Annotated in this window: 9 protein-coding genes and 1 riboswitch; of the genes, 3 read left to right on the plus strand and 6 right to left on the minus strand. The window is 48.2% G+C overall.

The window, feature by feature from the left end; genetic code table 11:
- Positions 1-291: 291 nt before the first annotated feature.
- A complete protein-coding gene (locus AC3WQ3_RS16460; RefSeq protein WP_127539850.1) occupies positions 292-990 on the plus strand; it encodes a response regulator transcription factor in 699 nt (232 codons plus the stop codon).
- A 15-nt stretch (positions 991-1,005) separates the two neighbouring features.
- On the opposite strand, the gene AC3WQ3_RS16465 is transcribed toward AC3WQ3_RS16460, so the two are convergent.
- Positions 1,006-1,470, minus strand: a complete 465-nt coding sequence (locus AC3WQ3_RS16465) for a hypothetical protein (protein ID WP_492472817.1) — start codon at positions 1,468-1,470, stop codon at positions 1,006-1,008.
- Between the two features lie 225 nt (positions 1,471-1,695).
- On the opposite strand from AC3WQ3_RS16465, the gene AC3WQ3_RS16470 reads away from it, so the two are divergent.
- Together AC3WQ3_RS16470 and AC3WQ3_RS16475 are read left to right on the plus strand one after the other, a co-directional pair.
- On the plus strand, positions 1,696-2,838 hold the full coding sequence (locus tag AC3WQ3_RS16470) for a virulence factor (protein ID WP_492472818.1): 1,143 nt from the start codon (positions 1,696-1,698) through the stop codon (positions 2,836-2,838).
- Positions 2,839-2,983: 145 nt separating this feature from the next.
- Positions 2,984-3,205: riboswitch (Lysine riboswitch) on the plus strand.
- 117 nt (positions 3,206-3,322) lie between these two features.
- Positions 3,323-4,801, plus strand: a complete 1,479-nt coding sequence (locus AC3WQ3_RS16475; RefSeq protein ID WP_492472819.1) for an amino acid permease — start codon at positions 3,323-3,325, stop codon at positions 4,799-4,801.
- Between the two features lie 99 nt (positions 4,802-4,900).
- Here the strand turns inward: AC3WQ3_RS16475 and AC3WQ3_RS16480 are convergent, their stop codons facing one another.
- The 5 genes from AC3WQ3_RS16480 to AC3WQ3_RS16500 form a co-directional block, all read right to left on the minus strand.
- Positions 4,901-6,028, minus strand: a complete 1,128-nt coding sequence (locus AC3WQ3_RS16480; RefSeq protein ID WP_336783959.1) for a transglutaminase domain-containing protein — start codon at positions 6,026-6,028, stop codon at positions 4,901-4,903.
- Positions 6,029-6,224: 196 nt separating this feature from the next.
- Positions 6,225-8,606: a YcdB/YcdC domain-containing protein gene (locus tag AC3WQ3_RS16485; protein ID WP_492472820.1), complete on the minus strand. Its 2,382-nt coding sequence runs from the start codon at positions 8,604-8,606 to the stop codon at positions 6,225-6,227.
- Positions 8,607-8,828: 222 nt separating this feature from the next.
- Complete coding sequence (locus AC3WQ3_RS16490; protein WP_492472821.1) at positions 8,829-9,761, minus strand: alpha/beta hydrolase; 933 nt, start codon at positions 9,759-9,761, stop codon at positions 8,829-8,831.
- A gap of 120 nt (positions 9,762-9,881) precedes the next feature.
- On the minus strand, positions 9,882-10,514 hold the full coding sequence (locus AC3WQ3_RS16495; protein WP_336783956.1) for a bifunctional 4-hydroxy-2-oxoglutarate aldolase/2-dehydro-3-deoxy-phosphogluconate aldolase: 633 nt from the start codon (positions 10,512-10,514) through the stop codon (positions 9,882-9,884).
- 196 nt (positions 10,515-10,710) lie between these two features.
- Positions 10,711-11,781, minus strand: coding sequence for a glycosyltransferase (locus AC3WQ3_RS16500; RefSeq protein ID WP_354485966.1), 1,071 nt, complete (start codon positions 11,779-11,781; stop codon positions 10,711-10,713).
- Between the last annotated feature and the right edge of the window lie 366 nt (positions 11,782-12,147).

Raw genomic sequence — 12,147 nt, forward strand, 5'->3', positions numbered from 1 at the left:
TGGTACCTCCTATAAACGAGAGCCGTTCTATCTACTTTTCTTTCCTCAAATCCCCTTGATACATTATACTGTATATATTAAAAGGTTTTTCTGTTGGAAAAATTTGATTTATCGGCAAAATAGCCACAGCTATGGTAAAATACTGAAGCTCTTCTCAAGTTTGTACTCCCCTACATATACATCCTATATATTGGAATATAAACATTAAAAAATTTGTGGTATTTCTACACTAAACTCAGCTTTTTTTTAGTAATTTCTTAACAAATTCTTTTCATCAGGAGTGTGACCTCTATGTCTATCAAAGTACTTCTTATAGAAGATGAGAAAAATCTGGCTGACATGATTGCTTTCTTTCTTGAGGAGGAAGGATACATAACAGAACGGGTTCATCATGCCCGTGAGGCACTTCAACTTTTCCCGCAGTTCGGGCCGGATATTGTTGTGACTGATCTGATGCTGCCGGAAATGGATGGAAATGATCTGGTAGATGCGTTTCGCCAGCATTCCACTGTACCGATTCTCATGATTTCAGCAAGTACAATGCTGAACGATCGGCTCCGAGCATTACATAACGGTGCTGATGATTTTCTTTGTAAGCCTTTTAGTCTGAAGGAGCTGGACGCAAGGATCAAGGCACTGCTGCGCAGATCGGCCATTTCGTATCCTGATAAACCAGCAAAAGAGGATAAACCATCAGAACATACGGGACATGTAACTGTGAATGAATATAGACGGACACTGTTCGTCAACGGAGTAGAAATCGAAGTCACTCATATTGAATTTGAGATCATGAAAGAATTGTACAAATATCCGGGTAAAGTATTTACCCGTAATGAGCTTATGGACCGAATTAAAGGATCGGAACGAGCCTACCTGGACCGTACCATTGATGTACATATCTCCAGCTTGCGTAAGAAAATCGAACCCGACCCCAAAAATCCACGCTATATCAAGACCGTTTGGGGAACAGGTTATAAGTATGTGACTTAATTCAATATTCCTAAACTAGTGGCTATGCCCTCTCCGTGTATATTTCTGTATCGACATGGCAGAGGGCATAGCTTTTTCTTGATCCGGCAGTGTGGAGTACAGCCATTTCTGAATGTCCAAATAAAGCTGTTGTGGCTCGCTCGGGTTCCACAGCAGCATCTTAATAAGGCCATTACCTGTAATCTGCTGCACATGCTGTCTGCGAATCAACGATTGGAAATCGGTAATGACCAGCAGTGGGAGCTGTGGCAAAAAGGCACGAATGGCATTGGATGCCGATACGGCCTGGCTTGCATCCATGTAATCGACAATGCAATAACGGGATCGGCCCCAAGTAGACCTTGAACCCATCTTCTGGTTTTGTTCCTCGCCTCGGATGCATTCTTCCTGCTCTTCCTCCATCCACTCGTTAAACAATTCGATAATATGCTCATAAGCAATACCGCGGCTTCCATCCGAAAGTACTGTTATACGTTCCATAGTTGTAACCTCCAGTTGTTTCATTCTACTTATTGTGCCGATCTTCATTTAAAAATGTTTGTGAGTGAACATGAAAGAAGTGTTAACTATCTTAGTACTTCTCACACAACTATGTAAGGTTTGTCATTCATTTCGCAGTTTGCCTCCATTCATGTAAAATAGGGATATACCCGTTGCTATCACGGGAACTTAAATGATGAATCCGGTACAGGAGGTTATGAACCGATGAATATTGTTTCCATTGAACCAACACCCAGTCCCAATACGATGATGCTTCATCTCGATGAGCGTCTCGAAGACGGGATCCGCAGAACCTACACGCTGGATAATGAACGTTCTGCTCCAGCGTTTATCCGCCAGATGCTCCATATTCCTGGCGTTAAAAGTGTATTTCATACCACGGACTTCGTTGCGCTGGATCGCAAGGGGAATGCCGACTGGTCCGTCATTCTGGGGGAAGTCCAGAACCGTCTGGGCCAACAAGGCATTGACCTCGACTGGATTGAATCCGAGGATGCATCAGGTGAGCACTTTGGCGAAGCACAAGTATTTGTACAGTTTTTCCGCGGTGTTCCGCTGCAGATTCGGGTTAAGGCCGGTGCAAAAGAAGAACGAATCTCTCTCTCCGATCGATTCGTTAAGGCCGTTACCGAAGTGGCCAGTGCAACGCTGATCAAAGAACGTAAATTAAGTGATTACGGCGTACGGTACGGTGAATTGCCGGATATTGCCCGTGAGGTTGAGCAGGAGCTGGAGGCAGCCTACCCTCCGGAGCGTCTGAAGCAGGTCATTGAACAAGCCATTGCGCACGGAACCAATACAGAAGAGTTTGTGGAACGCCGCCGCAAGCTCGAAGGTGCCGAGCTGGAAGAAGCACTGAGCAGTGAGGATTGGAATGTACGCTATGCAGCTTTTGACGGTATGGAACCTACAGAAGAGAGATTGCCGCTTATTGCCCGCGCCCTGCATGACAGTAAAATGCAGATCCGCCGGTTGGCAGTAGTCTATCTTGGAGACATCAAAACGCCGGAAGCCATGGAATTGCTGTATGAAGCACTCAAAGACAGCTCCCCTGCCGTACGTCGTACCGCTGGAGACACCTTGTCCGATATCGGCGACCCGGCTGCAACCGCTGCGATGACAGCTACGCTCACCGACAGCAGCAAACTGGTGCGCTGGCGGGCAGCCCGTTTCTTATATGAAGTGGGAACTGAAGAAGCAGAACAAGCTCTGCGGAAGGCAGCAGACGATCCTGAATTTGAAGTTAGCCTGCAGGCCAAGATGGCGCTGGAGCGAATCGAATCCGGTGAACAGGCTGCAGGTACCGTATGGCAGCAAATGGCCGGACGCAACAAAAAGACGGAATAGACCTTGTTAAGAGAACATCCAACTTTTGTTATTGCATGATGAAACAAGGAAAGGTATACTGAATGTCTGTTTGAGCAACAGAACATGGCATGTAACGTTCTGCTATTCAATAATTTCATAGACAATAGATACACCTCATCCACGATGATGAGGTAGAGGTCGCGGGTGCGATCAGTAAGCTGAAGGAGGCGCTAAGGAGCCGCTCTTGAGATCAGCCGAAAGGTGCACCCGCCGAAGCCTGCTGGACGGTTCCTTACATTTGTCCAGTATGGTTGGGGCTGCTGCCGAAAGGTACAGAACTGTCACAGAGATACACACCAGCCCGCATGGGTGGGTATGAATTCTTCTGTGTTGAGCTATCTTATAACATCTGGGACAGGTGCGGACAATGGATAATAAGACCGCAGGCTGAAGCCTGCGGTCTTTTGTATGTATAGTGCCATTGATCCATATCATCAGTACGCTGAGTGAAGGAGTGTTTTCATTGCAAGACCGCAACAAGCAAACAACAGCAGGAAACGGTTCGCTGAAAAAAGGATTGCGTGCAAGGCATATGACGATGATTGCCCTCGGTGGCTCCATCGGTACAGGGCTGTTCCTCGCAAGTGGTACCGCCATCTCCACAGCCGGACCGGGTGGTGCATTGATTGCATATGCCGCCGTCGGTATCATGGTTTACTTTCTGATGACAAGCCTTGGAGAACTGGCTACATTTATGCCTGACTCCGGTTCATTTAATACGTATGCCGCTCGTTTCGTCGATCCCGCACTTGGCTTCGCCATGGGCTGGAATTTCTGGTACAACTGGGCCGTCACCATTGCAGCCGAACTGGCTGCAGCTACGGTACTCATCAAGTATTGGTTCCCTGACAGCTCGTCCATGTTATGGAGCCTGCTATTTCTCGTTTTAATCTTTGCTCTGAATGTGCTGTCTGTTAAAGGTTATGGCGAATCGGAATATTGGTTTGCCATCATCAAAGTGGCTACCGTCATTATCTTTTTGACCGTGGGTGTACTGATGATCTTCGGTATTATGGGCGGAGAAGCTGTGGGTTTCAGCAACTTTACAGTGGGTGATGCGCCCATCCATGGCGGATTCTTCGCCGTACTTGGTGTATTCATGGCTGCAGGGTTCTCCTTCCAGGGAACCGAGCTCATTGGTGTTGCTGCAGGTGAAAGTGAAAATCCGCGTGAGAATGTGCCTCGTGCCATTCGGCAGGTATTCTGGCGGATTCTGATCTTCTACATTTTGGCCATCACGGTAATCAGTTTGATCATCCCGTATACGCATCCGAACCTGCTCAAAGGTGATCTGAACAACATCGGTGTCAGTCCATTTACGCTAGTATTTGAAAAAGCCGGGCTTGCCATTGCAGCTTCGGTAATGAATGCGGTCATTCTGACCTCTGTGCTGTCTGCCGGCAACTCTGGCATGTATGCTTCAAGCCGGGTACTCTATGCTCTTGCCCGTGATGGCAAGGCGCCGCGTTTCCTTGCACGACTGAACAAAAAAGGCATTCCAATGAATGCCCTGCTTGTAACTACAGCTGTCGGTATGCTGGCGTTTCTCGCTTCCCTGTTCGGTGATGGTATTGTGTATACCTGGCTGTTGAATGCCTCCGGCATGTGTGGATTTATCACCTGGCTAGGCATCGCAATCAGCCATTATCGCTTCCGCCGGGCTTATGTTGCCCAAGGCAGGGAATTGAAGGACTTGCCTTATCGCGCACGCTGGTTCCCGTTCGGACCGATATTCGCTTTTGTACTCTGTATCATCGTCATTATCGGTCAGAACTACCAGGCATTTACCGGAGACCAGATCGATTGGAGCGGAGCGCTTGTTGCCTACCTGAGTGTGCCGCTGTTCCTGATTCTATGGCTTGGTTACAAGTGGATCAAGAAAACCAAAGTGGTGCCGCTGCAGGAATGTGACTTCTCCCCTACGGATTCCTCTGCGCAGTAAACGTATAGAAAATCCCCCTGCTTCTGACCGTTCTCTACGGTTTAGAAGCAGGGGGATTTTGTTTGTATACCATTAAGGCGTTATTACACGCGCCTTGATTCATAACGTCCAATTGATCTTCACACGCAGATCCGTTGTATCTTCCATTTTGGACACATAATACGATATCGATTTCATCCCGAGCTGATACAAATTCTGCAAATCTTCAACCAGACTGGTCTCGGTACCCTTGTATCTGAAAGTCAGTGTGGTTCCACCTTCCTTCAGCACATTCTGCACCTTGGTTTCCAGTGCAGAATGTCCACTAACTGCATCTTTCTCGTCATAGAGTGAATATTCCAGCGTATGGTACAGCTTCTGATACGCAGGTGCCTTGCTGCCGCCGCTTTGTATCAAGGTTTGCAGGGCCTCCCGGTAGGGAGCTGGTGCAGTCGGATATTTGCCTTTGCCCGTCCAGATATGGTCACGTGCCATCTCGTCGTCGCTGAGCAAATAGTAGTTATGGCTAACTTTTCCTTTGCGGTCAGGTGTCGGATCATCCCAGGTCGTGTCCATGTGGTACCATTTGCCGTCCAGCTTCACGATATTCCACGCATGCAGCTGATCACCTGCCGTACCTTCCACAATCCGGTTCTCAATACCTACCTGTTCCAGCATACGGTAAGTAAGCAGGGAATATCCCTGACATACGGTGCTGCCCGTGACAAGTCCATCATAGGCCGTGTATTTCTGTAGAGAAGTATCATAGGCAAGATGGAGAACTATCCAGTCATGAATCGCTTTCACCTTTTCATGATTCGTCATGCCAGGTGTGATAATCTCTTTTAACACATGGGTCACTTTGCGGTTAACGTAATCGGTCTGTTCCTTGGTCTCCCGGTAAGACAAATTCACATGGACCTCGGCCGAAACGTTGGAACCTTTATAATTAAAAGCATAACTTTTGACGGTATATTGGATATAGGGATCACTGGTCATTGCTTCATCAATGGAGCTCTGGAGCTGCTTTTTGAGTCCTTTCACATCACCCTTGTATGTAAATACAAGCTCCTCCGTTCGCTGTGACATGGCTGTAAGCAACGTCTGACGTAAATCCTTGGTTGTTGAAATATCGGATGTGTCCGATGCAGCATACAGTTGATCCAGGTCAACCGCACGAGGTAAAGCCACCGCAATCAGACAGCCTGCCAGCAATATGGTGATCACTCGTTTTCCGTTTTTGCCCATGAAAGGATACCACCTCTCTTTGCAACATTCTCATGCCTCATTGTATCACAAAAGGATCTGACGTCAGGCTTCTAGTTTTGTCGAAAAGCATCAAAAGAGACCTTCCGCAGAAGGTCTCCCTTGTCTTCAGCAAAATAACACATACCCGCTATATCCAGCCTATGACTTACCAGAGCGGGTTATGCAAGAATACCTCTTAATACAGACGACTGCCTGTCATAAATGAATCTGTCTTGCCCTGCAGCTTGGCCAATCGCTCCAGTACCTGTGACGCTTCCGCTACAGTCACTTTGCGTGCTGGCATGAAACGCCCTTCAATGGAAGGAAGCAATCCCAGCTTCATGCTAAGAGATACGGCACCTTTATTGGTAATCGAATTCGCATCTACAAGGTTCGGCAGATCCGATGGCATGGTGTAGAACCCAGCCAGCTTCTCGTAACGAAGTATACGGACAAGTAATACAGCCAGTTCTTCCCGAGTCATCTCATCCTGTGGATTCAGACTGACCTCTGGATCAGCGCCAGCGAGCCAGCGCTGGTCAATTAATGTACGCACTGCCTGATAGTAAGGGCTATCTGGGGTAATGTCCGCATACAGCTTGTCATCCCCGTTCACCGTGTAATAGATGTCAAGATTCGGATTAACAGCTCTCGCGAGATAATTAAACCAATCTCCTCGAGTAATCACCCGATCCGGGAAAACACGTCCCTGCTCGTCAGGAATCAGCACGCTATGCTGGGTCATATTAAGGATGGCCTCTTCAGCCACATGACCAGCAATATCACTAGGTTCAGCTTGAGCTGCCGTGCTGGAAGTGTTGTACATAGACGTCCATTCGCCTGTATTGGCATCAAGTACTTCATAGCTGCCGTAGATCGATTTATCATCCCGTGTAGGCATATACGCAAGATTGATCCCCGACGGAGTGACTTGGCCACTGCTCGTACCATGTCCACCGTAACGGGAATATGCCAGAACCAGCTTGAATTCTTCGAGATAGGCCGCTTTTGCCTCTTCGTAGCTGATCGCCGGCTCCTTGCTGGCAGGCAGCTGCTCAGGCGTTGCAGCAAGATTGGCGTAAAATTCGCTAATCGTCCCATCGTTCAGGACCTGCACCTGTACCTGATCATCCTTAACCGCGATTCCATTCAAGTAACGCTGAAAAATGAACGTACGGGCGTCCTCTACCTCAAGCACGCTGGACAGCTTGAACTGTTCCGTCGCATCCGGCACAAGTGCAATAACCGAATTAATCGCAAGTTTCTCGGCTTGTGTACGGGTTACGGACTTGCCTTCATTTTTCTCATCCGATTTCTCTTGTTCTGCATCCGGACTCATTCGCTGATACAGGCTATAGCTGTAAATTTGCCCGGTGGTGGCATCCACTTGTGCTGAAATGTCCCGCATGAACATATAGGACATATTCGCGTTTCGGTTGCTCCAGCTCAGACTCCAAACCTGATTGTTTGGACTCCAGTAGCTGCCTTTATTTAACTGGCTGTAATCCAGCTTGTATCCTTCCGGAATGTCAAAGCTCTTTTTCACCAGGCTCTCCGCCTGCTGGGCATTCATTCTCTGTCCTTTCGCTGGAACAAAAGCAGCCACACTGCCTTTCAGCGGTTTGTCCTGCTGTACGGTATTCTCGGTAATGACTTTTCCAGTCATAGCGTTGAACCGTTCCAACGTATTCGCCTCAAGTGGAACCATGCTGGAATCCTTCGGCGTATATCCAAGATAATACGGCTGACCTTGTTTTGAAGACAGGCGGTTTTTCGAAATGTAGGCAAGTTCTACATCGAACTGGTCTTCGAATTGCTGCCTTGCCTTCTCTGCAGACACAGCTGGTTTCGATGAAGGATATTGTGCCGCGGTCGTCAATCGTGAATATCCTATTACCAGGCCACTTTGATCCACACTTATGTAAACCGTCTCCGCATCAGATAACAAACCGTCATGCTTCAGTTGGTATGCAAATTGATATTCGGTTCTGCCAAACAACGATTGCTGTCCCGCCGTTTGGTACAGGTCTCCCAATGATGCGTATGCGCCTTCCTTCAAACCAGGGATGGCCTTGTACAAAAAGGCCACAGCCTGCTCTTCCACTTCATCCTTGGTCAGTTTGGCTTCTGATCCAGATAACTGCTTATCCAATAAATCAGATGGCAAATGTACACTCAGTACTTCCCCTGTCCCTGCATGTACAGATGCGCTGAACCCCATGGAATGATTCCCCTCGGTAATCTGAAACCCGATATCCCATGTTTTGTACTCCAGCGGAGGAAATTGGTTGTTCGGATCAAATTGCGACGAGGTGATGGTCGCTTTTTTCAACATCGGAAACAGTTTCAATATATTCTCACTGGCTTGCTTGGAGGAGATTTTAGCCCCCTCAGGCACGTCATTGCTAGTCACGTCTAGTTGTTCATTTTCCCCCGGTGCAGCTTCTGTTACCTGCTCTGCTTGCGCTGCTGACACGCTGCCTGCAAACCCTGGAGTCTGCGATGCCAGAAGCAATGCCGCCATGGCTGCTGAAGCAGCTCTGGCTGTCATCATTTTGAATCGAATCTGAAAACTCAAATCTGGACCTCTCCCTTCAATTTCATACATGGATGCATGCGAAATAACCCTGCATGAATATTGCCAGTCTATTCTATGATACCATAAGCTTCCTTTTTAATCGTCGTTTTCCCAACAATTTTACAGATGAGAATTTTTGCATAATAGTTGGAACAGACCAAAAAACGCCAACCTGGTTGGCGTTTTCACTGTTAACCCGATTGTCATGCAGGCTAACGGTTATTAAGATTTATTAGAGGTTATGTCCGAATTGTGCGGTTGAGCCTGAACCTGAATATGTTTTTTCAAGAACGGAATGACGGTCTCCCAGAAGGCAGGGTCTTCCTCTGAGCAGCTGTGTCCGCCGCTATTCACCCACAGGTGCTCTACAGGCGGATCAGCCTTGGACATGAAGTATTCCAGCTCACTTGGCGGGATAAAATTATCTCCCTTGGAATGCACCATAAGCATCGGCAGCTGCATGCCTTTACGCCGTTCATTGAGCAGCAGGACTGGATCGCGCTGGCGGTACGTTTTCAGTGATTCACCGAGCCTCCAGAACCATATTCGCGGAATCAACTGCGCCAGTGGGAACAACGGCAATCGCCGACGTTTCAGCTCCGAGCTGACGATTACTTCAAACTGGGATGGCATCGAATCCGTGATGACTGCCGACACCGGAATATGTTCCGTTACCGCCATGATCGTTCCCAGACCTCCAAGGGAATGGCCGAGCACACCGATGGCACCCGAATCGATCTCCGGCCGTGAGGTGGTGTAGCGTAGTGCAGAGAGCAGATCGTCACGGAACAGATAGGCAGACGCTGCTTTTACCGGATCACTGGCCCCATGACTCCGAACATCATACATGAAGAGAGCATATCCGGCTTCCCAGATGGGACGTGCGTAACGTAGCACACGTGATCGGTTAGAACCCCAGCCATGGGCGATAATGATTAACGGCCAAGGTTTGGGAACATGGGCGCCAGCCGGAATAAACCATCCATGAACCCGTCCTCCGCCACTCTCGAAGGTGACATCTTCGAATGGCATGGGCGGAGTAATCGTGATGGGGATCTTTTTGGGTGTCTGACTCTTCACCGCTGCCTTCCATAAGCCACCTGCCGTAACGGCAGCAACAGCAATAACTCCACCAATCATCGTTCTGGCTTTCACTGTGCATTTCTCCTCTCCGGCCTCTGTCATACACCTATTCTACACCAACACCATTAACGTTCTGTTAAATAGCTGCATCTTTTATATATACCCAGATATACATATTGTTGATTGAGTTTTTTACTTTTTGACTCTTGCTGCTTCCACAAATGCATGTGTACATGCTGCAATCTGTTCATGATTCCCTGTATCCAGTGCCTCTCTCGGCAAAAGTGCACTGCCAAGTCCTACAGCTGCTGCACCAGCAGCAAAGTAGTCTGTAATATTGTTTAGATTAGCTCCGCCCGTTGCAAGCAGCGGGATATGATTAAGTGGTGCCTTGATCTCTCGTAAATACGGCAATCCCAGACTCGCCATCGGAAATAACTTCACTACACGTGCGCCTGCTTCATAGGCAGCTACAATCTCGGTTGGTGTCATGGCTCCCGGCCAAATTTCCACCCCATGTTCTACAGCATATTCAATAACGGACAGATCGACATTGGGCGATACCAGAAATTGAGCACCTGCAGCAACGGCTTCCTTGGCCATCTGCACATTAAGAACCGTTCCTGCTCCCACATAAGCCTGTCCTTCATGCCGGGTCCGCCAGTCTCCGATAATCTCGTGTGCCCCAGGTGTATTAAGCGTTACTTCCATCAGACGGATTCCTCCGTCAGTCATGCCTTTTCCGGCTGTTATTGCTGCTTCCCGGCTAATGCCGCGAACAATGGCAACCAGCCTCGACTCCAGTAGTACTTCGGTCAAATTCATGCGAGCTTCCCCTTGCTTCATAGATTCGGCAGCCGAAGACAGTATTATTATCACCGCTTTTCCGTTAATTCATATTGTAAAACGAATTTATCCCTGATGAAATACACAACCCAAAAAACCTCTCTTATCAACATGGACGAATGTCTGTAAATAACACCCATTCAACCCATGACTATAAGAGAGGTATCAGCCTGAATCAAGCCTCTTCCAATACACTTTCCTTTTCCAGATCCTTGAAATATTGATCATTATACAGCATGCTGGGGTGTGTAGGATGATACGCCAGAGCAATATCATTGTGCTTCTTCGCCTTGGCACGATTGCCCAGCCGGTCATAACATACGCATAGCTGCAAGTGGGGCATCCATGTCCAGGCTGCTTCGTTCAGCACGACCATCGGATCGGCAGGACGAACAGCTTGGGTCGCCTGTTCATACCAGAATACCGCTTTGCGATAATCTCCTCGGTCCGCGAAATACCCCCCCAGGCGGCAGCAGATCTCTGCTCTCGGCAAATCATAAGCAAACGATCTCAGAAGCGCTGAAACTTCCTGTTCTGAGCGCCCCAATGCCGCTTCGCAATCTGCAATTTTTTGGCAGGCGGCAATCTGATCCTCTACCCAACCAAGACCCGTATTCAAAAACTTCCCGTAGTATGTAATCGCATCTTCATGCTGTCCATGGTCTTTCAGTTCATTACCGAAGTAATAGAGATCCCGGGGAGTAAAATGTTCTCCTGCTTCCTCACGCTTGCGGTAAATCCTCAGGTTGCGGTCAGTGTACTCCTTGTCTTTCTTATGGGTCACCGCAATATCGCTATGCAGCAAATTGCCGCCAACTTCCAGATATTCATGCACTGCACCAATCCAGCGGAAATTCCGATCCCGTCGCACCAGTCGATTCCTTCTCAAACTGTAGGCAACCTTCCCATCTGGAGTGAATGACAGATTATAGTCCATGGTAACGCTGTCTACCGAAGGATCAAGAGAGTGTTTCAAACCAATAAGCTTCTCGCGGTCATTCGGTTCAAACACATCATCAGCATCCAGCCAAAGTATATATTCCGTGGTTGCCTGATCAAAAGCAAAATTGCGTGCAGCTGCAAAATCATCGATCCATTCAAAATCAACGATTCGTTCTGTATATTTGGCCGCAATTTGACGTGTACGATCCGTTGATCCGGTATCCACGATGACGATCTCGTCGGCAATGCCCTTCACCGAATCCAGGCATCTGGCCAGGGAAGCCTCTTCATTTTTCACAATCATACACAGCGTAATACTGATTGCCTCTTCTCCTCGTCTGACCCTGCGATTATACGCAGCAGCACCGGGAAGTTCTGATAATCGATAGATATGATAGGCCGGAAGATGGGTATCCACGTATAAACGAAAACCAAGTGCTTGGGCTCGAATGCAAAAATGACGATCCTCACCCCAGAACGAGACATTCGGAATCTGGTCGAAGGAAACCCCACCTACCAGAGCATTCTTGCGAATAAGCGTACATGCACCAAGCCCACCAACTTCGTAACAGCCTGGCACTCGCAATTGGTTTAGAAAGGCATCGGTTTGCGTGTTCTCATCCAGATTTTCCTTACCCGCTTCGGATTTCCCGCCTTTTCGGTACAAGGC

It is taken from the genome of Paenibacillus sp. FW104-T2 (genome assembly GCF_058789975.1).

Excerpts from the sequence above, each read along its gene's own strand:
- AC3WQ3_RS16460 (WP_127539850.1), top strand. The coding sequence starts at position 292 with ATGTCTATCAAAGTACTTCTTATAGAAGATGAGAAAAATCTGGCTGAC.
- AC3WQ3_RS16465 (WP_492472817.1), bottom strand. The coding sequence starts at position 1,470 with ATGGAACGTATAACAGTACTTTCGGATGGAAGCCGCGGTATTGCTTAT.
- AC3WQ3_RS16470 (WP_492472818.1), top strand. The coding sequence starts at position 1,696 with ATGAATATTGTTTCCATTGAACCAACACCCAGTCCCAATACGATGATG.
- AC3WQ3_RS16480 (WP_336783959.1), bottom strand. The coding sequence starts at position 6,028 with ATGGGCAAAAACGGAAAACGAGTGATCACCATATTGCTGGCAGGCTGT.
- AC3WQ3_RS16495 (WP_336783956.1), bottom strand. The coding sequence starts at position 10,514 with ATGAATTTGACCGAAGTACTACTGGAGTCGAGGCTGGTTGCCATTGTT.
- AC3WQ3_RS16500 (WP_354485966.1), bottom strand. The coding sequence starts at position 11,781 with ATGATTGTGAAAAATGAAGAGGCTTCCCTGGCCAGATGCCTGGATTCG.